This window comes from Aliikangiella coralliicola, assembly GCF_007004725.1.
Taxonomy (GTDB): domain Bacteria; phylum Pseudomonadota; class Gammaproteobacteria; order Enterobacterales; family Kangiellaceae; genus Aliikangiella; species Aliikangiella coralliicola.
Genome location: NZ_ML660163.1, coordinates 471,383 through 496,567 on the forward strand (window position 1 = coordinate 471,383; position 25,185 = coordinate 496,567).

The 25,185-nt window shown below is 41.7% G+C and carries 24 protein-coding genes; 8 read left to right on the forward strand and 16 right to left on the reverse strand.

The annotated features are described in order from the left end of the window. Positions 1-14: 14 nt before the first annotated feature. The 3 genes from miaB to FLL46_RS10705 all read right to left on the reverse strand — a co-directional run bounded on the left by miaB (position 15) and on the right by FLL46_RS10705 (position 3,593). A complete protein-coding gene (gene miaB, locus FLL46_RS10695; RefSeq protein ID WP_142893501.1) occupies positions 15-1,340 on the reverse strand; it encodes a tRNA (N6-isopentenyl adenosine(37)-C2)-methylthiotransferase MiaB in 1,326 nt (441 codons plus the stop codon). Positions 1,341-1,615: 275 nt separating this feature from the next. Then, positions 1,616-1,891, reverse strand: coding sequence for a hypothetical protein (locus FLL46_RS10700; protein ID WP_142893502.1), 276 nt, complete (start codon positions 1,889-1,891; stop codon positions 1,616-1,618). A 175-nt stretch (positions 1,892-2,066) separates the two neighbouring features. Then, on the reverse strand, positions 2,067-3,593 hold the full coding sequence (locus FLL46_RS10705) for a S41 family peptidase (protein WP_142893503.1): 1,527 nt from the start codon (positions 3,591-3,593) through the stop codon (positions 2,067-2,069). A gap of 246 nt (positions 3,594-3,839) precedes the next feature. Between FLL46_RS10705 and ribA the strand changes: the two genes are divergently transcribed. The 8 genes from ribA (at position 3,840) to FLL46_RS10745 (ending at position 10,968) form a co-directional block, all read left to right on the forward strand. Further along, positions 3,840-4,430, forward strand: coding sequence for a GTP cyclohydrolase II (gene ribA, locus FLL46_RS10710; RefSeq protein WP_142893504.1), 591 nt, complete (start codon positions 3,840-3,842; stop codon positions 4,428-4,430). Between the two features lie 77 nt (positions 4,431-4,507). Beyond that, positions 4,508-5,809, forward strand: a complete 1,302-nt coding sequence (gene pepB, locus FLL46_RS10715) for an aminopeptidase PepB (protein ID WP_142893505.1) — start codon at positions 4,508-4,510, stop codon at positions 5,807-5,809. A gap of 22 nt (positions 5,810-5,831) precedes the next feature. After that, a complete protein-coding gene (pcnB, locus tag FLL46_RS10720; protein ID WP_142893506.1) occupies positions 5,832-7,205 on the forward strand; it encodes a polynucleotide adenylyltransferase PcnB in 1,374 nt (457 codons plus the stop codon). Positions 7,206-7,210: 5 nt separating this feature from the next. Beyond that, the gene (folK, locus tag FLL46_RS10725) at positions 7,211-7,726 is read left to right on the forward strand and encodes a 2-amino-4-hydroxy-6-hydroxymethyldihydropteridine diphosphokinase (RefSeq protein WP_142893507.1); all 516 of its coding nucleotides are present in this window, start codon (positions 7,211-7,213) and stop codon (positions 7,724-7,726) included. Then, positions 7,723-8,382 (forward strand): deoxynucleoside kinase, encoded by a 660-nt coding sequence (locus FLL46_RS10730; protein ID WP_210418665.1) that lies wholly within the window; start codon positions 7,723-7,725, stop codon positions 8,380-8,382. The genes folK and FLL46_RS10730 overlap by 4 nt, the downstream gene beginning before the upstream one ends. Positions 8,383-8,424: 42 nt before the next feature. Further along, positions 8,425-9,225, forward strand: coding sequence for a 3-methyl-2-oxobutanoate hydroxymethyltransferase (gene panB / locus FLL46_RS10735; protein ID WP_142893508.1), 801 nt, complete (start codon positions 8,425-8,427; stop codon positions 9,223-9,225). An 83-nt stretch (positions 9,226-9,308) separates the two neighbouring features. After that, on the forward strand, positions 9,309-10,163 hold the full coding sequence (gene panC / locus FLL46_RS10740; RefSeq protein WP_142893509.1) for a pantoate--beta-alanine ligase: 855 nt from the start codon (positions 9,309-9,311) through the stop codon (positions 10,161-10,163). 202 nt (positions 10,164-10,365) lie between these two features. Then, on the forward strand, positions 10,366-10,968 hold the full coding sequence (locus FLL46_RS10745) for a hypothetical protein (RefSeq protein WP_142893510.1): 603 nt from the start codon (positions 10,366-10,368) through the stop codon (positions 10,966-10,968). Positions 10,969-11,137: 169 nt separating this feature from the next. Here FLL46_RS10745 and FLL46_RS10750 read toward each other — a convergent pair whose 3' ends face one another. The 13 genes from FLL46_RS10750 to FLL46_RS10810 all read right to left on the reverse strand — a co-directional run bounded on the left by FLL46_RS10750 (position 11,138) and on the right by FLL46_RS10810 (position 25,183). Then, positions 11,138-12,364, reverse strand: a complete 1,227-nt coding sequence (locus tag FLL46_RS10750) for a beta-ketoacyl-ACP synthase (protein WP_142893511.1) — start codon at positions 12,362-12,364, stop codon at positions 11,138-11,140. After that, positions 12,364-13,089, reverse strand: a complete 726-nt coding sequence (locus FLL46_RS10755; protein WP_142893512.1) for a 3-ketoacyl-ACP reductase FabG2 — start codon at positions 13,087-13,089, stop codon at positions 12,364-12,366. The genes FLL46_RS10750 and FLL46_RS10755 overlap by 1 nt, the downstream gene beginning before the upstream one ends. Further along, positions 13,089-13,607, reverse strand: a complete 519-nt coding sequence (locus FLL46_RS10760) for a hotdog family protein (RefSeq protein WP_142893513.1) — start codon at positions 13,605-13,607, stop codon at positions 13,089-13,091. The genes FLL46_RS10755 and FLL46_RS10760 overlap by 1 nt, the downstream gene beginning before the upstream one ends. 95 nt (positions 13,608-13,702) lie before the next feature. Then, entirely contained in the window at positions 13,703-14,938 is a 1,236-nt protein-coding gene (locus FLL46_RS10765; RefSeq protein ID WP_142893514.1) for a beta-ketoacyl-[acyl-carrier-protein] synthase family protein, read from the reverse strand. 15 nt (positions 14,939-14,953) lie between these two features. Next, positions 14,954-15,556 carry a DUF3261 domain-containing protein gene (locus FLL46_RS10770; protein WP_142893515.1) on the reverse strand — a complete coding sequence of 201 codons (603 nt, stop codon included), beginning with the start codon at positions 15,554-15,556 and terminating at the stop codon, positions 14,954-14,956. Continuing rightward, entirely contained in the window at positions 15,544-16,782 is a 1,239-nt protein-coding gene (locus FLL46_RS10775; RefSeq protein WP_142893516.1) for an NAD(P)/FAD-dependent oxidoreductase, read from the reverse strand. The genes FLL46_RS10770 and FLL46_RS10775 overlap by 13 nt, the downstream gene beginning before the upstream one ends. Further along, positions 16,782-19,106 carry an MMPL family transporter gene (locus FLL46_RS10780; RefSeq protein WP_142893517.1) on the reverse strand — a complete coding sequence of 775 codons (2,325 nt, stop codon included), beginning with the start codon at positions 19,104-19,106 and terminating at the stop codon, positions 16,782-16,784. The genes FLL46_RS10775 and FLL46_RS10780 overlap by 1 nt, the downstream gene beginning before the upstream one ends. After that, positions 19,099-19,749 carry a LolA family protein gene (locus FLL46_RS10785; RefSeq protein ID WP_142893518.1) on the reverse strand — a complete coding sequence of 217 codons (651 nt, stop codon included), beginning with the start codon at positions 19,747-19,749 and terminating at the stop codon, positions 19,099-19,101. Before FLL46_RS10785 ends, FLL46_RS10780 begins: the two co-directional genes overlap by 8 nt. Then, positions 19,736-20,161, reverse strand: a complete 426-nt coding sequence (locus FLL46_RS10790) for an acyl-CoA thioesterase (RefSeq protein ID WP_142893519.1) — start codon at positions 20,159-20,161, stop codon at positions 19,736-19,738. The genes FLL46_RS10785 and FLL46_RS10790 overlap by 14 nt, the downstream gene beginning before the upstream one ends. A gap of 18 nt (positions 20,162-20,179) precedes the next feature. Then, positions 20,180-21,748, reverse strand: a complete 1,569-nt coding sequence (locus FLL46_RS10795) for an HAL/PAL/TAL family ammonia-lyase (RefSeq protein ID WP_142893520.1) — start codon at positions 21,746-21,748, stop codon at positions 20,180-20,182. Between the two features lie 19 nt (positions 21,749-21,767). Continuing rightward, positions 21,768-23,474, reverse strand: coding sequence for a glycosyltransferase family 2 protein (locus FLL46_RS10800; RefSeq protein WP_142893521.1), 1,707 nt, complete (start codon positions 23,472-23,474; stop codon positions 21,768-21,770). Further along, entirely contained in the window at positions 23,475-23,813 is a 339-nt protein-coding gene (locus FLL46_RS10805; protein ID WP_142893522.1) for an ApeI family dehydratase, read from the reverse strand. After that, on the reverse strand, positions 23,813-25,183 hold the full coding sequence (locus tag FLL46_RS10810) for an AMP-binding protein (RefSeq protein WP_142893523.1): 1,371 nt from the start codon (positions 25,181-25,183) through the stop codon (positions 23,813-23,815). The genes FLL46_RS10805 and FLL46_RS10810 overlap by 1 nt, the downstream gene beginning before the upstream one ends. Positions 25,184-25,185: the final 2 nt, after the last annotated feature.

The following is a 25,185-nucleotide window of genomic DNA, read 5'->3' on the forward strand; positions in this document are numbered from 1 at the left end:
ATTTTCCGCTTTCCTTAGTTAGCTAAAACTCCACGCATTGAATTAGGCAACACTTCAGTAATCACCACATCAACAAATTGGCCAATCATTTTTGGTTGTCCGTCAAAATTAACAATTCGATTATTTTCTGTTCTTCCACACAGTTGCATCGGATCTTTCTTTGAAGGGCCTTCGACTAAAATTCTCTGAGTCGTGTTCAGCATACGTCGAGCATGGGCCAGGCCCTGTTGATTAAGCCGTTGTTGCAGTAAAGCCAAACGCTCTTTTTTAGTTTCCATTGGCGTGTCGTCAACCAAATCTGATGCAGGTGTACCTGGTCTTTGGCTGTAGATAAAACTAAAGCTTAAATCAAAATCAATGTCCGCGATTAAATCCATAGTGTTGCGAAAATCTTGGTCAGTTTCTCCAGGAAAACCGATGATGAAATCAGATGACATGCTGATATTCGGACGAATTGCTTTAAGTTTTCGGATCTTAGATTTGTATTCGAGTACTGTATGGCCTCGTTTCATCATATTTAAAACGCGATCAGACCCGCTTTGAACCGGCAAATGCAAATGACTGACTAATTCGGGGACTTTGGCGTAAACATCAATTAGTCTCTGAGAAAATTCTACCGGGTGTGACGTGGTGAATCGAATTCTGTCGATACCTTCTATCGCGGCGACCAATTCAATGAGATCGGCGAGGTCTGCGTGCCCGCCATCGTGTGTTTTTCCACGATAAGCGTTAACATTTTGCCCCAGCAAATTCACTTCTCTGACGCCTTTTTCAGCAAGGCCGACCACATCGGCAATGATATCGTCGAATGGTCGACTTACCTCTTCCCCTCGGGTATACGGAACCACACAAAAAGAGCAGTATTTACTACATCCTTCCATGATTGAAACAAAAGCAGTGACACCTTCCACTTGCTGTTCAGGCAAAACATCAAACTTTTCGATTTCAGGAAAGGTAATATCAATAACTGGTGATTTTTCCTGGGAAACTTCATTAATCATGTTGGGCAATCGGTGCAAAGTCTGAGGCCCAAACACCATATCAACGTATGGCGCTCTTTGGCGAATCACTTTTCCTTCCTGGCTGGCAACACAACCACCAACAGCGATCAGCAGGTCAGGCTTGCTCTGCTTAAAGTTTTTCCATTGGCCCAGCTGTGAAAATACCTTTTCTTGCGCCTTTTCTCGAATGGAACAAGTATTCAAAACCAGAACATCAGCCTCTTCAGGCTCATTGGTTAGCTCCAGTTGATGAGTTTTGTTCAATAGATCGGCCATACGAGATGAATCATATTCGTTCATCTGGCAGCCCCAGGTTTTAATGTACAGCTTTTTGGTCATGCTCAATCGTAATTTCCGGTGGTTTAAAGTGACAAACAGACTGATTCCACGAAAAATCAGGGCGCGGATTATACCACTGGTTAAAACCTAAACACCAGTTAGTCTGCATCAATTGCCCACAGAGTCAGTCTGTTTTCAGGGTGGTATATTGAATTAATGATTAAAAGGAAATCTACTTGAGGGGAACGGGGAAAGTAGGCTCACTATAGAGATCGGACAATAGCGCCCTTGTACCAGCAATAAAACCAATACAAGCGCTAGCGTATGGCTCAAAACTACCGAATTGGACGCAACCGAGTCAATTCATCGGCAGTAGAGTCTTCTTTTTTGGATTTCTTCTTCTCAGCTTCAGCCTCAACTGCTCCATCCAGACTCCAACCTCGCATTTGAGAACGAGTTTTAGTCGCAGCCTTTTCCATCGCAGCATTGTTTAGCCTGGCAAAACCATTCATCAAAATAGATAATTGTTTTCTGTCTCGATCATCAGTAAATGGAACTTCATTAATTTGATGAAGTAACTCTTCGAGCTGTTCTGTCACCCACTTTGCCATAATATCTTTCGTCTCCTTGACCGTATAAAACACCAATAAACTCGCTTAAAGACACCCTTTTAAGTGTAGCGCCTTTTATGCTTCGCTGCCTAATTAACCTAAGCCAACCAACAAAAATCTCAAATAGAGATTATCGTAAATTAAATAACAATGATATGGGAAAAATTACTAGTTGTTAGAACTTTTGTTTATTCACGCTTTCTGCGTCCCGTAATGCTCGGTTCAAAACTGGGTCGCGACGAGAGGCAATATCTTCTTGAGTTCTGCGAATTTGCTCTTGCGGCATGATTAAATCAGGCAGGTTGGTTTTGGTAAAATCCAGGCGCATTGTTGGTAGCGTTAAGGTCAAACCACTATGGGGCAGTTCAATGTTGACCGGATAAGCAAACTGAAATTTCGCCAAACTACCAGGTTTCTCGCCTAGTGTTTTGCCTAGCTGATGGTGGTTAACGCTTGCCACGAAAAAGCTGCAGGCGGAGTAGCAATAACCATTAGTAAGTACCCACACACCTGAAAGGTTCTTGCTGGAGTTAGGTTCAATTGCATTAAGCTCAAGGTTGATAACTTCACCCGGTTCAGACCACCAGATAGAGTGTTGTAAACTGTCAGTCCACTCAAACGGCAGCCACTGGAGTCCCCAGGAGTATTTGTCCTCTCTTCGCTGACGGGTTTTCGTCAGGTGGTTTTTCTTGAGGCTTTCACTAATTTTGATGACACCGCGCTCAGCCCAGTGGATGGGCTTATGGGTCAGTCTAGACAACAAAGCTTTCAAGTTTTCCGACAAACCGCCACTGTTGTAGCGCAAATCAAGGATCAGGTTTTTAATGCCTTGTTCATGCATTTGGGTAAACTTTTCGTCAAGATAAGCCTCAAACACTTCGGGGTTTTCGTTAAAATCGTTTAACCAGAACAACGAAGTATTCGGCGTTAACTTGGAATACCCATAAAAAGAAACCGGTGATTCGCCATTTGACAAGCTTTTTGGAAGTTTTAGCCCAGCTAACTCAAGCTCAAACGGCTGATCTTGCCAGAGATATTGAACTCGGTAGGTATCACGCGCATAACCCATGGCTGATAATAACCAGGTAAAATCCATCTGAATACGGCGATTCTGGCCTGTCGGAGTTTCATTAACAGTTAACGAGCGCATTTTATCTAGTAAATAAGACACTGGGGCCTGATTAATAGAAATAATTTCAGCGCCATTAGGCACCATAGGTTCTGCAGACAAATCTGAAGCAACGAATATTTTTTTCTGATGCAAAATAACCGCCAGAGGAAACAGTTTCTCCCCTCGTCTGCGAAAATCTCCAAATTGATCTTTTGGTAAGTTAACGTAACTATGGACATCATGCATATTTGCTAATAAGGGAGCAACACGTAGAAAAAACTCGCCCCGCGAGAGCGGATAGTTAAGTTGCTTTTTCAATTGACGAATATGAGTTTCAAATTCTGCTTTTGACCAGCGCGCAAATGGCTGAGGATGAATGGTTAATATATGCTCTCGAATTAAATCAAGTTCTTCCTTAAGCAATTCAGGGCTAATTTGAGTGCTTGCTTCCAGCACTGGCGTGTCGTCCAAATCAGTGACAATCACTTTGCCCGAATCTTCTTTGGAAGTAGAATCTCGCAGCAATGAGGCGCATCCAGACACCAATAAAATTAAACTATAACAAAACAATAGCCGTAACAAATGCTTCACCAATGTATCCCTGTTTCAGTATCCCGGTGGAGAAATTAAGCTCAGAAGTCGCATTGTACCTGCCTGAATCGATAAATTGAATTGATCGTACAATTTTTAACAATTAGATTTTTTTCTGAGCCACAATATTGAATGAATCGACAGCGATTATTTTTAACGCATATTAATCCTTTGATAGATAAGCTAAAATAGACACAGATGTAGTAACCAGACGGCGATTTACGCTAGCGAAGCAGACCGCAAAACATGAGTAAAAAATCAACAGTACACGCAAAGCTCCCTACAAAATGGGGCCATTTCACCATTTATGCCCTGGAAAAATCATGTGATGGAAAAGAACATGTTGCTTTGGCCATGGGAGAACTCGATCAAGAAGAACCGCTTTTAATAAGAATTCACTCAGAATGCTTAACAGGTGACGCCTTTTCGAGCTTACGCTGCGACTGTGGACCGCAACTGGAAGCTGCAATGAAGAAAATATCTGAAGTTGGGCGAGGAATGATCGTCTATTTGCGCCAGGAAGGACGAGGCATTGGGCTAGTGAATAAAATTCGCGCCTATGCATTACAAGACGAAGGACAAGATACCGTTGAAGCCAATATCAACCTGGGATTTCAAGCAGACCATCGAAGTTTTGAGGTTGCGGCAGAAATTCTAACATCTCTGAACGTTTCTAAAGTGAAATTAATGACAAATAATCCACGTAAAGTAGAGGCACTTCAGGAAGCCAATATCGATGTTGTTGAGCGAGTTCCATTACAATACGGCCGAAATCCGCATAATGAAGACTATCTATCAACCAAGCACGGTAAACTTGGTCACTTTCTCGACCAATAAATCATTAACTAATAACAACTTGCGTGTGTTTTAATAGGCTAACGCAACAAGAATAGTCACTAACAAGGGAAAATTAAATGAGCCAAACTTTACAGGTTTTATTATCCTCAGCGCCAATTGGTGAATCGTGGGGCCAAAATAATGACTTATCATTTAATGAAGCCGGCGCAACGATTCATATGCCAGATTTAGTTGAATCACAATCTGCACTACAAAAAATACAAAAATGCGCTCGAACTCTCCAAGCAATGAAAATACCTGCTGTAAACCTGGTTGGTGATTGGTCTTTGGAATCACAGTGGCATTTCTGGCTAGGGTCTTACAGCCCTAAAAGCCAACTTAAAATAGATTTCGCTGAGCTCCCGGCGCAGGAAAAAGACGTTTTGCAAAACCGGATTTCTGCTTACTCCTGGGCTAGAAAAATCATTAATGAGTCACCTGAAGATTTGGCACCTGTCGGCCTTGCAACGCAAGCGGGAGAATTTATCAGCCAGCTTGCCCCCGACCTTGTCAGTTACCAGATTATCAGTGGTGAAGAATTAAAAGATAAAGGCTATGTTGGGATACACGGTGTCGGCAAGGGTAGCGATAAGCCACCGGCATTACTCGCGCTGGACTTTTGTCCCAAAGATTGTTCCGACTCCCCTCCCGCTGCTGCGTTAGTTGGTAAAGGAATCACGTTCGACAGTGGCGGCTACAGTTTAAAGTCTTCCACTGGTATGTTGCATATGAAATGTGACATGGGCGGAGCAGCGACAGTCGCGGCTTCTTTAGCACTGGCCATTATGAACGGCTTGAAAAAGCGAGTGCAGTTATTTCTCTGCTGCGCAGAAAACATGGTGAGCGGTGACGCTGTCAGACTGTCTGATATTTTCGACTATCGAAACGGTGTTTCTGTTGAAATCGTCAACACAGACGCTGAGGGCAGATTAGTGTTAGCGGATGGTTTAATTGATGCTAGTGCAACGGGCGCGCCTATCATTATTGATGCAGCAACGCTAACCGGCGCAGCAATCGTTGCAGTGGGCGAAGATTATAACGCGCTATTTTGCATGAATGACGAACTGGCAGCGCAATTTTCCTCTATGGCAGAATCTGAATTTGACCCAGTATGGCGTCTTCCCTTGACCCCGGCTCATCAGAAAAATTGCCCTTCTGAATTCGCAGATACCGCCAATAGCAAACCAATACCAGGCGGCGGAGCTGGTGGAGCGAGCAATGCAGCAGGTTTCCTATCTCGTTTTCTACCGTCACCTGAAAGTGGATGGATACATCTAGATTTAGCCGCATGCTACAAGAGTTCGGCCAATAGTTTATGGTCAGCCGGTGCTACCGGACGCGGTATCCGCAGTGTCGCAGCTTTCCTGAATAACTTATAAGCGTCAGGGATTACTCCAGTTAATGATCACAAAAATTTGGCGGCGAATTTTTAACGGTAAAAATAGTCAAGAGACACACGAGCCGGAAATTATTCCAAGAGAACAGCATTCAGTCTCTCGCGGAAAAATGAGCAAAAACGCGGTAAAGGTTTTACACCGATTGAATAACGCAGGCTACCAAGCCTATCTGGTCGGCGGCGGCGTTAGAGATATGCTGCTGGATTTGTCGCCAAAGGATTTCGATATTGCAACGGATGCAACACCTGAGGAAGTGCTCAAACTATTTAAAAACTGCCGTTTAATCGGTCGTCGCTTCAGATTGGCACATATATTATTTGGGCGCGAAATTATCGAAGTAGCAACCTTCAGGGCCGGCCACGAAGAATCACACCACGCTCATGCTAAAACCAACGCTCAAGGGCTACTGGTTAGAGACAATGTTTACGGGAATCTTGAAGAAGATGCGTTTCGAAGAGACTTTACCGTAAACGCTATTTACTATTCCGCGCAAGATTATACTTTAATCGATTATGTGGGCGGTATGGATGATCTGGACAAAAAGCAACTCAGACTCATTGGTGATGCCGTCACTCGATATCGCGAAGATCCGGTCAGAATATTGCGGGCAATTCGACTATCCGCAAAGCTCGATCTTTCTATTGAACCAAGTACGGCCGAGCCAATTGCCGAGTTGTCAGAAATGTTAGAGCACGTTTCTCCTGCTCGCCTGTGGGATGAGAGTAGTAAACTTTTTCTTGCCGGTCATGCCCGAAAAACCTGGGAGCAATTGGTCGACTTCGACGTCGCACCACACCTTTTTAAAGCAACGACTAACGCACTCAACCAAGATAGCGATGGTAGCTTTAGACTGTTTATTGATGCAGCATTGAAAAGCACAGATAATCGCATTGCACAGAAAATGCCGGTAACGCCGGCTTTTCTATTCGCAGTTTTTTTATGGCATCCTTTACAGTTACACACTCAACAGCTCATCAGAAAAGGCATGGCTCCTTATGAGGCGAGTCAAAAAGCTGCCAATAAAATTCTCGAAAAACAGCGGCAAACGATTGCAATTCCTAAACGCTTTTCAATGGTTGTGCGAGAAATATGGGGCCTGCAACCCCGACTGAGTAATCGACGTAAGCGTAACATTGACAGCCTGATACAACATCCGCGATTCAGAGCCGCATATGACTTTTTGTGTCTGCGCGCAGGAAACGATCAACAGTTATCTGAAATTGCCAATTGGTGGACCGAGTTTCAAGATTCTGATGACAGTAAAAAAAGTCAAATGGTAAACCTGTTGTCGAAACAACCTAGAAATAAACGCTCAGGCGATAAACCGAATCGACGTACTAAGAACCGACGTTACCGAAAACCTAAAAATAATCAATAAATTTCATGAACGAATCTTCAACCTACAACCCCCAATCAACAGGGAAGATCGCCTTTATTGGACTGGGCGCGAACTTACAACAACCGCAACAACAGCTAGAACGAGCGCTAAAAGCCCTCTCAATAATAGAGCGTACCCACTTGAATACTTGCTCAAGTTTCTACCAAAGCAAACCGATGGGGCCACAAGATCAAAATGACTTCACCAACGCGGTTGCGATGTTAACCACTCATTTGTCACCGCTAAAACTGCTCGATCAATTACAAAAGATAGAAAATGATCAGGGGCGTGTCCGCAACTCTGAAAGATGGGGACCAAGAACACTAGACCTGGACCTGCTACTGTACAATAATGACATTATTAACGAGCCAAGACTGACAGTGCCTCATATCGGATTGAAACAACGGAGCTTTGTTATTTTACCATTGTTCGAAATATCACCCGACCTTGTCCTTCCTGACGGAACTGCGGTAAAAAGCCTGGCGGAATCAATTGATAAACAAGGAATCTTTAAACTGTGATAGATGCCGACCAAACATTAAACAAAAAATCATTTATCGCCGTAGAAGGCCCGATTGGCGTCGGTAAAACAACACTGGCGAAAAAACTCGCTCAAACCTTTCAAGCAGAATTAATTCTGGAAGGTGCCGAAGAAAATCCATTTTTAGAAAAGTTTTACCAAGATCCTAAAGCAGGCGCATTACCAGCACAGCTCTTTTTTCTGTTTCAACGAATTCGACAATTAAAAGAGTTGATACAAACAGATATGTTCATCGAGTGTCGCATGGCTGACTTTTTGATGGACAAAGATCGTCTATTTGCACGCGTCACTCTAGACAATGATGAACTGAATTTATATGAGCAAGTTTATCAAAACCTCACCATTGATGCGCCGACACCTGATCTTGTTATTTACTTGCAGGCACCAGTCGAAGTTCTGTTGAAGAGAATACGTAAACGAGGCGTAAAAATGGAATACTCGATTACCGAAGAATATCTCACAAAGTTGAGCAACGCATACACAGATTACTTTCATTACTATGATTCTTCACCACTCCTGATTGTTAATGCGTCGGGAATGGATTTAGTGAATAATGATCAACACTATCAACAACTGTTAGAACGCATTGAAACGACAACCAGCGGTCGACATTATTTTAACCCGACCGTAATATAGTCAGTAACAACATAATCAGTCACAAAGTATCCTGGAAGAACGATGAAGTCTCAAACACTACATTCAATTCAGTCGCTAAAAAATAACCAGCAACCTATTGCAGTATTAACTGCATACGACTCCTCTTTTGCGAAACTACTTTCTGAAAACGGCGTTGAGATTATTTTAATTGGCGACTCCCTGGGAATGGTTATTCAAGGTCAACAAACCACAGTTCCGGTTACGCTTGAGCAAATGTGTTATCACACTCGTTGTGTTGCCGCTGGAAACAATGGCGCACTTCTCGTGGCCGACTTACCCTATATGTCTTATGCAACTGAAGCTCAGGCAATTGAAAATTCCGCGGCGTTAATGCAAGCCGGCGCCAATATGGTAAAACTAGAAGGTGGGGAATGGCTGCTATCGACGATTAAGAAACTATCCGAACGTGGGATCCCAGTTTGTACTCATTTAGGACTTACGCCGCAGTCTGTTGATGCGCTAGGTGGCTTTAAGGTTCAAGGAAGAGAAGAACAGCAAGCACAACAGATGATCAACGATGCGATTGAATTGGAAAAAGCAGGCGCAAAGCTTCTAGTCCTGGAATGCGTACCGCAAAAATTGGCCAAAGAAATTTCACAGAAACTAACGATTCCCACCATCGGGATTGGTGCAGGGAAAGAAACAGATGGACAAGTTCTCGTATTGCACGACATGCTAGGTCTGAATGATTCTTTTAGACCAAAGTTTGTGAAAAACTTTATGCATGACGACTCCGTTCACTCAATTGCAGATGCGATAAAAAATTATGTTGAACAAGTTAAAAACAAAACTTTTCCAGGTAGCGAACATAGTTTTGATTAAATATTGGTTTCTATTAAGATCACAATTGAAACGATAAACTGAAAACAGAAACAAAAATCGACAGTTATAATTAATATTGAGTTATGAAATTAATCAAGCAACCAAAAGACTTACAACGGGAAATACTGAATCTAAAAAGTAAAGGGAAGACTATTGGTTTTGTTCCAACCATGGGTAACCTTCACCAAGGGCATCTATCACTCATTGAACAGGCTAAAAAGACAGCCGATATTGTAGTCTGTAGTATTTTTGTTAATCCAATGCAATTCGGCCCCAACGAAGATTTTGACAGCTATCCACGAACGCTCGATGATGATATTGCAAAACTGAAAACACTTGATACCGATTATCTGTTTACCCCCACTATCAATGATATTTATCCTCAGGGAAAAGAAATTCACACCAGTGTCGAAGCAAACCGCATGACCGATAAACTATGTGGTGCTAGCCGGCCAGGTCACTTTCGTGGAGTCACCACTGTTGTCAATATTTTATTAAATATCGTACAACCCAATTTCGCGGTGTTCGGTAAAAAAGATTACCAACAATATCAAATCATTCGAGCAATGGTTAAAGATCTGATGATGCCAATAGAAATCGTCGGCGCTCCTATCGAGCGGGAAGCCAACGGGCTTGCGATGAGCTCGCGCAATGGTTATTTGACGACGCAGCAGAAAGAGCAGGCCAGTGTACTCAGAAAGACAATTTTATCTGTAGCAGACGGCTTACAGCAGCAACAGCCGATTGCTCAATTAAAAGAACGAGCCATTGAAACTCTGACCGAAAATGGATTTAAGATCGATTATTTTGAAATCGTGCGCCAAACCGATCTGGAAACAGCATCACTCTCGGATAAAAAACTCTTAATTGCGGCGGCAGCCTGGATGGGAAAACCTCGCCTGATTGATAACTATGAAATCGATTTGCAAACGAGTTAGCCTATAGTCAACTCTAGCTTAGAGACATCAAACCGCGCATCTCCGTTAATTTTCTGAGAATACCTTGCCAAGGTTAGCAACATTTGAAAAAATAACCTGCTCTTGAAAAGTGCGGCAGTGAATCACAAACCAGATTGCTGATATTTCTGACTGACTATTTTCAAGAAAACTCATCTATAAAAACACAACAAAAGGAATTCCTATGTCTATTTTTCGCGTATTAATTTTATCCATGGCTATGATAATGGTCGGTTGTGCATCCAACCCCATGCAAATTAAGACCAATCAAACTATCCAGAAAGCCAATCAAAATGAATCACAAGTTATTTTTATGCGATCGTCATTTGTGGGGAGTGCGATTAACGGTTCACTTTACGATATTATCGATGGTCAACCCAAATTTATCGGGATCATCGCTAATGGAACCAAGATCGCGTATAACGCCAAACCGGGCAAGCATTTATTTATGGTGGTATCAGAAGCCGCGGATTTCCTCGAAGCAGATCTAACTGAAGGTAAAACTTATTACAGTCTCATTACCCCACGTATGGGATTTTGGAAAGCTCGCTTTTCAATGTGGCCGATAAAAAATGATGAAAATGCCGAGTATTCTTTGAATTCTTCAGACTTTAAAGAATGGTTACTAGATACAAAGTTAGTTGAAAACTCAGCAAAGTCTAACCAATGGTTTGAAAAAAACAAAAATAGCGTTCATAGTAAATACTTGGAATATCTTCCTGTCTGGAAAGAAAAAACACCTCAAGATCGCGCTAAACGTACTCTTCACCCTCAGGATGGAAATTAAAAAAACAGGAAATAAAACGCTGCCCTTCCACCTTATTCGTTAGGGCATATCAGTGTTCAATATTAGTTTCAAACTGTTCAGTATGACTTGCTCAACCAAGAGCGGCTTGAACTAAAACATGGTCTTATCCGAAGCTCAGAAAAATGACTCTTTCTGAGCTTCGATTAAATCAAGTGGCTTTTTTAAATATCAGCGAAGTATTGATGCCGCCAAAAGCAAAATTATTACTCATAACATACTCGCAGTCTAACACTCGATCACTTTCTGTGATGTAATCAAGTTCGCCGCATTCCGGGTCCACCTCGTCTAAATTAGCTGTCGGCGCAAACCAGCCACTATTCATCATTTCGATCGTCAACCAGGCTTCAAGTGAACCACATGCGCCCAGTGTATGACCAAAATAGCTTTTCAGAGAACTGATGGGAACATTGCGACCAAATACCGAGCGAGTAGCATTTGACTCAGCAACATCGCCACGATCCGTCGCCGTGCCATGGGCACTGACATAACCAATTCTAGCCGCCTCTACCTGCGCATCTTGAAGCGCTAACTGCATTGCGGTGGCCATAGTTTCCTGTTTGGGTTGGGTAACATGTGCGCCATCGGAATTACATCCAAAGCCAACCACTTCAGCGAGAATATTGGCGCCACGCTGCTTAGCATGGTCATAATTTTCTAAAATTAGCGTACCGGCTCCTTCGCCTATCACTAAGCCGTCGCGGTTTTTATCAAAGGGTTTTGGTGAAAGTTGCGGTGAACTATTTTGAGTAGAAGTTGCAAACAAAGAGTCAAACACCGCAGCCTGGGTAATGTTTAACTCTTCAGCGCCACCGGCAATCATTACTTGTTGCTTTCCATATTTTATCGCTTCATAAGCGTAACCAATTCCTTGACTGCCAGAAGTGCAAGCGCTGCTAGTGGGAATAATTCGACCTTTACACCCAAAAAAAACGCCCATATTTACTGGTGCAGTATGACTCATCATTTCAACATACGAAGTGGATGTAAAGCCTGTCATGGAGCCAGTGTTAAGCATATTAGAAAAAACAGTGATCGGCGCCATACTGCCAGAAGAAGAACCATAAGCAATACCGGTTCTGCCGTCTGTTAGTATTTCTGAAGTAAGCAAGCCTGCCTGCTCCAATGCGGTTTGAGTTGCACACGTCGCCAACAGCGAAACACGCCCCATACTGCGGACCTTCTTGCGAGGAAATTTTGGAAAAACGTAATTTTCAATGGGTGCGGCAAGCCGGGTTCGAAGGTCATCACTACAATCCCATTCAGTCATGTAGCGTACGGCATTTTTCTTCGACTCTAGTTGAGGACGGATTTTCTCCCAGGTATCACCAAAAGCAGTAATTCCACTCATCCCGGTAACGACAACACGGTGACTCATCAAGCCATTCCTCCATTGACTGAAATCACCTGACGAGTTAAATAAGCTGCTCCATCTGAAAATAGATAGCTAACCAAACTGGCAACTTCTTTAGCCTCGCCTAACCTTTTAGCCGGAATCATTTTCATTGCTTCACTGACTAGTTCGTCAGACAACATCTCAGTATTAATTAAACCGGGAGCGACACAGTTGACTGTAATCTTTCTTTTTGCAAGCTCAACGGCAAGCGCCTTAGTTGCACCAATTAAACCTGCTTTTGACGCGCTATAATTGACCTGACCGCGATTTCCCACGACGCCAGATACCGATGACATGGCAACAATTCGCCCCCCTTTTCGAGCTTGAATCATCGGCATTACAGCTGGATGAACCACATTATAAAAACCGTCCAGATTAGTGTGGATAACCTGGTCCCAATCTTCCCCGGTTATTGAAGGAAAGGCATTATCTCGAGTGATCCCCGCATTACAAACAATGCCATAGTATGCGCCTTTCTCTTTAACATCTTCAGTAATAACCGTCGAAACTTGTTCTCTGTCAGCAATATCAAATTGTAATAAATAACTATCGCTGCCAAGGGCTTTAAGCGCTTCGATAACCGATTGAGCACTATCGACGCCAGAACGGCAATTAACAACAACGTCAAATCCATCCTTAGCTAAGGATAGTGCGACCTCTTTTCCAATTCCACGACTGGAACCGGTTACTAAAACTCTTCTTCTCATCAATCAGTCTCTAATACTTTTCTCGCATCGTCAGTTTCGAATACGTTTAGTTTTGCCCTGGCATAAAATTCATCACCGTGTTTAATGTCGCAATCGAAACTGGCAAGCCCCGAATCATCCATATAAAGCTGAGTGACATTAATTTGGTAGGTTTGGTTACCCTCTAAATATTTCTTATCGATATGGTACTTACGGGTGCCGAGTAAAAATCCGAGCTTGATTGGCTGTCCTTTCAATTTTGCTTTTATACCGGCGAATAAAGCGATAGCCTGAGCCATATACTCTATTCCAACCCATGCAGGTACGCCATTATTACCGACATCAAAAAATTTGCTGTCTTCGTGCAAATCAATTTCAGCGCTCAAACTCTGCTCGCTATATTTAACAATTCTATCGAGTAATACCATTGGTGGCGAATGAGGAATCAGCTCAGCCACTGTGAATTGCTCTATGATCGAACTCGCCTCACCAAAAGACTTACCAGTTGATTGTGATTTTACTGTGTCTAGCTTCACCATTGTTTATCGATACTCATAATGACTAACATCTATAAACGACTCTCTTCTCGCAAGCATTCTAAATTCAAACCGTTCACCTGCCCACTCTGTCAATTTTAATCTCCGTCAACGCCCAATATGACGCTTACATTATTTCCACCAAATGCAAAAGAATTGCTCATAGTTTTAGACAAAGGACCAGAACTCGAACTCGTTTGACAAAGCGTAATTTTACTTAATTTGGGGTCGTTATGGCCATCATAAATGTGCGGAGCCAGCACTTCTTGTTCTCTATTGTTAAGTAACAACCAGCAAATACCGGCTTCAGTAGCACCGGCAGCACCTAAAGTATGGCCAGTTAAAGGTTTGGTCGAGCTCGTTTGCACGCGACCGCCAAAGATTTCGAAAACGGCTTTACTCTCCATCTCATCGTTTAATTTAGTGCCAGTTCCATGGAGATTAATATAGTCTATATCAGCAGCTTCTATTGTCGCATCAGATAATGCATTTCGCATAGCTTCAATGGCTCCCAGGCCTTCCGGATCAGGGGCCGACATATGGTGAGCATCCGATGACTCTCCGACCCCAAGTAGCCTGACGTTGCTAAGCCTGTTAGTTGCATCTCCTTTTTCACTCGCTTCTAGTGTTATAACCTCTTTTGTCATTACGAAAATAGCCGCCGCCTCACCAATATTAATGCCATCTCGATTGGCGCTAAAAGGATTCGTTAAGCTATCAGCGGTTGCTTCTAATGCGGAAAAACCGCCAAGTGTCATTTCACATAATGAGTCGGCTCCACCGACAATCACGGCGTCACATATCCCGAGCTCAATCAACCCTCGGGCAGAAGCAAATACTTTACCGCTCGATGAGCAGGCTGTAGAAATGACATATGCAGGACCTGAAATTCTCAAATATCTGGCCAAAAACTCAGAAACCGTGCCTATCTCTTGTTGCTGATAATCAAACTGCTCGGGAAACTTGCCTTCCCTGTTTTTATGGGCAACAGCCACTTCCGATTCCGCAACGCCGGATGTACTGGTTCCCATAACAACTGCGACACGCTCGGAACCGTATTTTGCCACAACTTTCTCAATAACTGGCTTAATCTGCTCGATTGCAGCCAACGCAAGCCTGTTATTTCGACAGTCAAGCTTGCTCAGTTCGGGTGGCACTTCAGGCAGTGCTTGTTGCACTTGACCAACATAATAGTTTTTGTTGCTTAACGGAGACACTATTCTGCCCATACCCGGAGAGTCGGCTGAAATTAGATGCTCAAAAACAGCTTCTTTACCACTTCCCAGAGCATTTACAATTCCCAAGTCTGCCAAATAATAAGTATTTTCAGTCATCGTTTTGCTCACTCATCAAAATTCTTCTATCGCTAGCGGTGAAATCTTCAATCCATAACCACGTAAGTGATGTTTGAACTCTAGCTGATGCTTATAACTTGGCGTTCCGCGGTAGCTTATACTGATAATTTCTTCGCCATCCTTCATAAACCGACGCCGATTTCCTTCATTTGAATTCAGTAATTCGCATTGTCCAGATTTAAAACAATCAGAATGCTGTTTTAAGTGCTCGCGTAAGATCTTGTCCGGCCATAATGATAATTGAATGTCAGCAATGAGGTAACCAGGTTTAATTTTTTCAATAACTTTGCTGATACCTTCACTGGTAATTTTTTCACCATCAAACTCAATGGTAAATAAGCGAGTGCCACTCGCCAACAATCCTACCACGACCATTTTTTTCGAAGTGATTTCCGCTTGAAATAAAAGTTCATGTTGGTTGTTGTCGAAACTGATTTCTGCAGCTTGAGTAAGCGCTAACTGTTTACCCAAACTGGCAGGCGTTAACAATGAAAAAGGAACTCCAGCGCTGATATCGATTGACTTGTCAGCGAGCTTGCGACTAACGCAACTACACAAACAAGTGATTGCTATAATTAAGATAATTAACTTTTGCATATTTCGGCCAAAACATTCAATCTTCGTTCCGGTTGTGCGACATAAGGGTTATTCTCATCCCACGCATATCCCGCTAAAATCGCACATATCATTTTTCTAACCTGCTGCGATGAATCCTGATAAAAAATAATGTCTTGAAGTCTTCCATCATACCAGGCATTAACAAACGCACGAAAAGTGTTAACACCTTTCAACAAACTATCGGAATAATCTTTTTGCCAACAAACTGTTTCACCTCGCTTCTCCTTAATTAAAAGCGACGTGGCCAGTTCTGCGGATTTAAATGCGATTGTTACGCCAGATGAAAAAACCGGATCTAAAAACTCTCCGGCATTCCCTAGCAAAGCAAAATTATTACCAAATAGAGACTTAACATTTGCAGAGTAACCTTTAATTTGTTGCACTTCCGTGATGATTTCAGCCCTTTGTAATAACTTAGCTAAGTCTGGTTCAGCGGCAACAGCGCTGAGTAATTTATCTCTCGGCTCTCCTGATAGTTCGGCAAAAAATTCAGGTTTACCAACCACGCCCAATGAACAGGTACCATCGGAAAATGGTATCAACCAATACCAAACATCATTGTCCTGAGGATGTACGCTAATTAGTATTTTGTTCCGGTCATAGTCACCATCAGAAATCCCATCGCGAATATGACAAAAAATAGATTGCCTTTGAGGTAAATCAGATGGGTACTCCAAATCAAGCAAACGAGGTAAAACTCGGCCAAAACCGCTTGCATCTAAAACAAAACCAGCTTTAACCTCATAAGCCTCTCCTTGAGAGTCCTTAACAACAACCTCACTATAATCATCTTTCTCTTCAATTGAACAAACTTCGTGTTGGTAACGAATTTCCACTCCTAACTCTTCTGCCCTGTCAGCAAGTCTCTTGTCAAAGTCTGCTCGCTTTACTTGATAAGTAGTACCAGGCCCTTCAGAGTATTTCTGATTAAAATTGAATTCACTATAAACACCATTTTTTCTAAATGCTGCCCCATCTTTAAATTGATACCTGGCCTCGTCTACCACCTCTCGCATATCGGCTTTTTCTAAAAACGACATAAGCTGAGGTAATAAACTCTCCCCAATCGAAAAGCGAGGGAATTTTTGTTTTTCTAATACTAAAACATTAATTTTGTTTTGTTTTAGTAATGCTGAAGCCAAGCTCCCCGCTGGTCCAGCGCCTATTACTAAGACATCGACAGTTTCTTTTTTTAATTGTGTCACTATGTATGTTTTCCGAGTTTAATAACCAAACTTCCTATCACAGGAGATAAAACCAATGAAGTACCGATACCAAATAGCATCGTCACACCAAAAGCATGAATAGCAGGCGTTTCACTAAGCGCCAATAAGCCAAACGAAAACAAAGTCGTCATCGCAGAAAGCACAACGGCTAGTAATGTGTTAGCGCTCGCTTCTCGCGACTCCGCAAAAAATAAGCCATAATCGATCCCAATTCCGATCACCAAAAACAACGCTAACGTATTAAATAAACTCAGTGGAATGTTAAACAAAAATAAACCGAGTAACGCACTGGCAATAGCAATGACTGGTGATGATATGATTAGTAGCGCTTTAACCACAGGATATCGAAAACTAAGTAATGTAAAAATTAAAACTAGCGCAACAAGTAATAACCATGAAGCTCTGGTTTCATATATCTGAAACAACTCAGAAATTCTTGAAACTTTATCGACGAATACAACATTTGCATCGATATCTTCTAATTTTTCAAGCTGATTAATTCCCTCAATAGAGATTATGGCCGCATACTGTTGATTGATATCGCCCAACCATAAATACGAGAGAGATTTTCCAAGGGGAGAACTTAACCAGTTTTCTGAAGAGATAATCTGACTTTTTGTTTCAGCAAAGTCGCGACGAAATTTATCAATGTCCTTCTCTTCAATTATTCCAGTGTTCGCAAGATTTATTAGCGCATCCGATTGATATAACCGTTGATAAAGCTGATATACTTGCTGCTGACGGCGAAGGCTGGGTAGCCATTGAGAAATGCTCTGGTAACCTTCGATGACTCCAGATTCAACTAATCTATCAAGTGCAGGAACCGCGTTTTCCAGACTCTCCAACATTTCTTCGAGCGTTTTTCCCTTGACCAGATAAAACTGGTTTGCAGCTGGCGTCAGCAGAATCGATTGAATCGCTTGTTGCTGTTGTGTCAATTCAACGCTACTATTTTGAAATTGACGAATATCGCTGCTTTCTTGAGGACTAGAATAAAAAGTAACTAGTGCGACTGCCGGAATGAGTAGTGTCATTAGCCAAATTCGCTTTGTCACCCCACTCTGTGCAAAGTTAATAATTTTATCGCAAACCAGAAGAACATGCCCTTGAATACGGCTTTTTAATGGTATTGATGGCAGTAGTAAAACAACCGTAAGATAAGCAGCGACTAGTCCACTGATGCAGAATGTAGCCATTTGCTGTAATCCAGGAAACGGTGTGGTTAATAGCGAAAGATAGCCAATGACACTAGAGATCAAACCCAGGGTAATTGCAGGAAATACCTTGCTTAATCGACTGCGAGTCTCCGAACCTTGTTCAACAGAAAAATAGTGAAAGGAATAATCAACAGCTACACCAATTAAACTTGCACCAAATACAATTGTCAGTAAATGAACTGACCCAAAAAGATAGTGAACAGTCACAAATCCACTACAGACACCAACAAAAATCGTGGTAGTCACCAACAATAACGGCTTGATACTCAAAAAAGCTAAACTGACTAAAGCGATTACGAGTATCAATGATCCCACACCAATTGTAGAAACTTCATTACGCGCTGTTTCCTGCGCATGTGACGCAAAAAACACTGCCCCAGTCCGCAGCAGCTTCGTACCAACTGAAGCATTATGCCAATCAGATTCAACTTCACCTATAGCACTTAAGACCTTTTGCTGTACCTCCGGCGAAAATGCGCTTCGCTTTAAAGTTGCAGTGACTAAAACATAATAAACATCATTCACTTTGGCAATTAAAAAACCTTCGTCAAGCCGCAGGTTTCGTTCACTATTGCTTATAGAAGATGTGAACCGATAAGACAAAAGAAATGGATCTTTAGGAATTAGTTCTGCCAGGCTGCCGGACAAAGGCGAATAGAGTTGTTGAATGACTCGGTCAGAAAAGTCATCAAATTTTTTTTCATTCAATAATTTTTCGTCGTTTTTCGAAACCAGGCGATGTCTATATAAGTAGCTAAACAACCCTTGTACTTTTTGCTCACTCGACGACATGCCAAAGCTAGCAGACTGAATATCGTCAAGCGACTTTATTTTTTCAACAAGTTGCTCAGCTGACTTTTTCGCCTTCACTCGACTCTTATTGGCTACCAAAAACACCAAGCGCTGCATACTTTGTTGCGAAAATTGTTCAAACGCCTGCTCGCTAAACGGATCCTGCTGAGAAGATGGAAGCAACTTAAGAATATTGCTTTCGATATTGACACCATTCCGAAATAACGAAGAGGCTAGCGCTACTAGCAACGCCATTCCAACACACCACGCTAACAAGCCAAACTTATTATTCAAGACGACTCTCTTTTGAATGTTTTTTATCGAGGCGACTTACTTCGAGGTATTTTTCTAAAACCTGTGGAGCTTGCTCTTTTAGCGCGGTCAATCGAATTTTAGTCAGATCTCCCCGGCTTTCTTCAAATAAAATACTTTCTATATGCACTTGGCCGGTGAGTTCAATTGTTTTAAGTAATTTAGAAAACTCATTTTTAATTGGCGACAGTTTAATACTCCACCCCATCTCATTACATTGCTTTGTGATCGTAAAATGCGATTTCAATGATTCGAGATTACCGCTTAATAAATTAAAAAACAACGTAGAAATTTCGTTAGCAATTGCATTCGGTGGTATTTCAACAGGCAAATCGTTTTTATCAAACTGGTACATTTCTCCTGCGCCAATCACCATTGTCGATTTAAGTGGCGACGAAACTTGCCAAATCAATTTGTTACTCGGACTCAGCCATATTTTCCCGCGTGAAATAAGCGGTCGTGATAGCGCCTTAATCTCTTTTGTTTGAATAAAATCTGAATGCAGCTCGCTCTTAGCAATTTTCTGGCTAATTTGTTTAATTTGACAAGTCGATGCGCTCGCCCCAATAACAGCATTCGCCCCAAATAAAAAACTCAGTATCAATAATGAGTTAACAATTTTCATTTTGCACTCCGAGTTTTTTTAACAATATTTCAGGGGACACCAAAAGCATTTCTCGTGTGTTAATATCAACTGCAACCTGAGTTGTATAACCTCTTGTTAAACGCTTGCCTGTCTCATCACAAAGAATCTGATATTTAATTTTCAAGCGATTTTCAAATTCAACAATCGTTGCTTTACAACGCAACTTTTGACCAAAACTGGCAGAATTTACGTATTTTAATCGCATATCGACTATTGGCCACATATATCCAGACTCTTTCATTTCTGGGTATCCATAGTCAAACTTTGCAAGTAACGCACAACGAACTCTTTCAAAATATTTTACATAGTTTCCGTGCCACACGACTTCCATCGGATCGAGATCGTAAAAAGGTACCTCAATGACTAATTCGGCCGACAGTTCATTTTTCATTATAGTTCCAACTCTAAATTAGTAGGTCGACCAGACTTGCAACTGAATTAAATCAACAAATTTTCGCAATTCTTTATCCAGAGGTCTATCTTCAGTCAATATTTCAAAATGCTCAAAAACTTCATTATGAGTTTGTAGGATAGAATCAGAGAGCGAACTCTTTTCCAGTTCATTCTGTCTCATTCTGAGCTCTAACCCCTGAGTACTTGCCATCAACAACGCAGAAGCAATTTGTTCCGTCAACTCTAACACTCTGACACAATCTCTGGCAGCAATGGTTCCCATGCTCACTTTGTCCTGATTATGGCACTCGGTTGAACGAGAGAAAACGCTCGCGGGCATAGTGTTTTTTAATGCTTCAGCGGTCCAGGCGCTAACAGCGATCTGTACTGCCTTAAACCCATGATTCAGTGGTTTTCGATCTGAAACTGCGGCAGATAGATTATTCGGTAATCCATTATTAAACTTGTTATCAACCAACAATGCCATTTGTCGGTCCATTAAGTCTGCCAAATTGGCGACACAGTTCTTAAGGGAGTCCATCACAAAAGCAATATGGCCACCGTAAAAATGACCGCCATGGAGTACATGCTCTCCTGCACCATCAATGATTGGATTGTCATTAGCGCTGTTGAGTTCAATTTCAATCATTTGCCTCATCCAGGGAAGAGAATCTCGAAGCACACCAATCACATGTGGCGCACAGCGGATTGAGTAGCGATCTTGCAATCTCGAAGAGTTGCGTGGATGATGATCGTGATGCAAATCTTCTCTAATCCAGGTGGCAATTTGTCCCTGTCCGGGATGTGGTTTTACGCTAAATAATATATCATCAAAATGATTGCTATTACCTTTTAGCGCTAATGAGCAAAGTGAAGTAATCCGCGTGCATAAACGGGTGAGGTATTCAGCTCTTGAATAAGCTAAACAAGCCAAGGCGGTCATTACTGCTGTTCCATTCATCACAGCTAGTCCCTCTTTAGGTTTAAGCTTTAACGGAGTAATATCCAACTCCTCAAAAACTTCGGCTGTGGCTCTTTTTTCTTTCTCAAAATAAACATCTCGCTCGCCAATTAAAGTTGCCGCAACATAAGACAAGGGGGTAAGGTCACCGCTCGCACCAACCGAACCTTCTTTGGGAATTACGGGAACAATATTTTTATTCAGCAATGTTTCAAATTGGCGCAACATTCGCCAGCGTACTCCTGAGACTCCTTGACTCAGAGAAGCTAAACGTACGGCTAAAATCGCTCGCCCTTCCAATTCGTTAAAAAATTCACCAAGCCCACATCCGTGAAACCGAGTCAAATGTAGCGGTAATTCGTCAACTTTATCCAACGGTACCTGTACTGTACATGAATCACCATATCCAGTAGTAACACCGTAGATAACACCATCTTCTTTTAACAAACGCTCAAGAAATTCTGCGCCAGAAGTAACTTTCTCATAAAATGATTCGTCATCGCTTAGGCAAACGTCAGCATCGTTGTGTGCAATCGCGTTGACGTCTTCAATCGTTAGCTTTTCCTTACCAAAAAGGATGGTTTTACTTGTACGCTTTTCTTCCACTTTCTTTTCAATCAACATAAACTATTTCTCTTCAATATCACTCGAATTTTCTTTGGACTTCTTTCGAGTTGTCCGCCTGCCAAAAGTCATAAAAATTAAACCATTGCAATGGCGCTTTTTTACAATAATACGTGAGACGTTGTGCAAATTTCTGCACCACACCTTCTAACTCTTGTTTGCGCGTACTACGCGAAAACTTTAATGAATCTGCAAAGTGTTCAAGGTAAATGTTATGTACACCTTGTTCTTTAATACAAAATAACAAATAGACAGGGCACTCTAAAATACCGGCCAAAATATGTGGCCCTTCGGCAAAAGGTGCTTTTTTACCGAGAAAGTCGACATATTGAACACGACCGATACTACTGACCGATGTACGATCACCAACAATAATAACCACTTCTCCCTGCTCTACTTTTTGCTTTAAGAGAATTGCTGTATCAATGCTAATTTTTTCGACATGAATTAGATTGACTTCTACATTTGGATTGCTCTTACTAAGAGCTTGTTGAAACTTAGATGCATGTTTATTAAAAACTATGGCATTAATTTTAAGCTCGTTATTTTTCACGCCAACGGCCCGGCAAAGTTCCAGGTTGCCCAAGTGTGAACCGATAAATACAGCACCTTTTCCTGATGCCGCCACCTTTTCAAATAAGTCTTTACCGTGTACTTTAATTTCGCTTTCATCAAGGTCGCCCATCCAGCATGCAATTTTGTCAATTGCGGAAACACCAAATTGGTAAAAATGTTGGTATATTTGACGTAATTTAACGTCAGTTGGTTCTCCCTGATATTTGGCTAATTGCTGCAAATAAGTTCTGGAGGACTCCCGCGCTACTTTCGAGGTTAATACAAAGTAGCTAATTACAGGATGCAATAAAATCAGAAAAATATTACGTCCAAATACTTTATAAACCCAAATCAAGAAGTTTAACCCGTGGAGACTTCCTTTTTCTTTTTCCGCCCCCCAATGTTTGACACGCATTTTTGATTGTTTTTCCGAGCGAAATTTACGCACCAATAATGATGGGAACCGTCTCAACATACCGAAAAATAAACGCGTATGCATTTTACTTATCAGCCAGTTATCTCGAAATAACTGAAAATGCGAGACACCATCTTCGGGGTAAATCACTTTTGTCGGTATGAATTTTATGTCAACAGATTCCCAATAAAGCCGAACCAAAATTTCGACGTCAAAATCCATTCTTTTACCTAGCTTATTGTTCTCAATTATTTCTATACAGCTGGCAAGTGGGTAAACTCGAAACCCACACATCGAATCTTTGATCTCAAAACTCAATGTTTCGACCCAAACCCAGAAATGAGTAATATATCTAGGTAGCAACCGACCTAATGGTACAGATTTGTCATATACCGGATATCCGCAAATAGTGTCCCGCGGAAAACGCTCGCTGCATTCAAGAAACTTTTGAATATCTTCCAGGTTATGTTGCCCGTCAGCATCAACCTGCAATGCGTGTGAAAAACCTTGATTAAAAGCGTGTCGCATCCCAGCCATCACCGCACCACCTTTACCCTGGTTTTCAGGCAAATGTAAAACAGTAATAGCTTCGTTAGATTCGCCTATCTTCTTTAAAAGCTGAGTCGTATGCTCATCACTACCATCATTAACCACAATAATAGGAATGTTGAAATCGCCAAGCTCTTTGAGCATGGGCTCAAAAACAGCTGTGTGATTGTAGTTAGGTATAATAAAACAGGCGGAGTATTGGGTCATTTATTCAATCACTAATTTGCCTGAAGAGTGTTTCTTGCCATCCGACTCAAACGCAAACCAAAGTTTGCCTTGCTTATGCTCGACTCTCAAACTAATTTTGCAATTTGGCTGAATCACGTGCTGATATTTAATGGCGTCCATTCGGTTAACTTCAATTGAGTTTAATTCCGAAAAGTAGCGTTTTGTGAACTCAATGACCCATTGAATTTGCACGACTCCGGGAATGATAGGTACTGAGTCAAAATGACCTTCAAAGGCCTGGAGTTTCTCATTAATGTCCAATACCAGTTGCATGGTAGAGTCTTCTTTAATTACTTCAACTACTTCTGGAAATTCCATTAGCTCGCTTTCTCACTATGACAGAATAATTGTAGTAACGAATCTGTGTCGAGTTTACTTTGAGAAGTCAACGGTATGCACTCAACGATTCGCCATTTTCTCGGGATGGTAACTGGTTCAAACCTCTGCCGCATTTGCCGTTTCCAGTGTTCAACCAAATACCGCTTACCTTTTTCTTCTAAAAGCAATTGCCCTTCGGAAGATAAAACGATCACAACACCTAAAACATGACGCTCGCCGGAAAGTAATAAAGCAACAGAGTTCTCAACAGAAGTCATAGTTTCCAGATAGGATTCAATTTCTGTTAACGAAACTCTCTTTTCTTCCAGCTTTACCACGCGATCTTTTCGGCCTTTTAAAATAAATTGGCCATCTGAAAAAATCTCTAATTGATCATCTAATACAATCCCATATTTTTCAGCGATATGGGGGGAACGCAATATTGTGTCAGTATTATTGATCTCTAGTACGACTTTTTTAAACGGCTTCCATGGCGTAGTCAATTCCGTCTGTTGCCTATGTGCAATTCCTCCAGTTTCGGTACTACCATATATTTCAATTGGAACATTCTTAAAATAATTCTTCGCCAACTGTGCCGCCGCAAGCGACAGAGGCCCACCCGACGAAAAGGTCACAGTGGGTTCTATTCCATTAAGGTCAAGATCTATTCTTGAAAGAAAAGCGGGGCTCGAAACAAAGACAAACGGTCTCTCAGAACGCTTCGCCATTAGTAGCTGCTCAGGGTACTCAATTTGCTGTTCAGCCCAACTTCTACCGGTAACAAAGGGCCATAGTAATTTAAACAAAAGACCATAAATATGCGAATGAGAAACACTGGCGACAACGGTTTTATTTTGAACTAGCAAACCGAAGGCTTCTTCTAGAGTTTCTACTTCATTCAACAATGATATTAGCTTTTTCTTAATAGCCTTTGGTGCTCCGGTAGAACCCGAAGTAAAAAATGTAATAACTTCAGCTCCACTCAATTGATACTGAGACTCGTTAAATGACTCAGTACCACAATCGAGATTAATCGATAATTTATTATCAATATCCAAGTCACTTTCACTGATTATTGCATCATACTCACTATTAATTTCATCCAACCACCTAGGCGTTCTGTTAGCACAAATAATGACTTCTTTTTTTTGAGTCAACAATGCGAATAATGCAACCAAAAACCAATAAGAGCTTTCAATGCTTAATAGCCATTTTGATGCACTATTTAATGAGATTTTATTAGAAAGTCGGGCAAGATCCTGACGAAACTTATCTGAACTAATTGTTTTATTGGAGGATAAATCAAAACAAACATCGAAACAGCCACTTTGATGTTTTTGACTCAAAATTTGATTCAATTGACTTAACATTT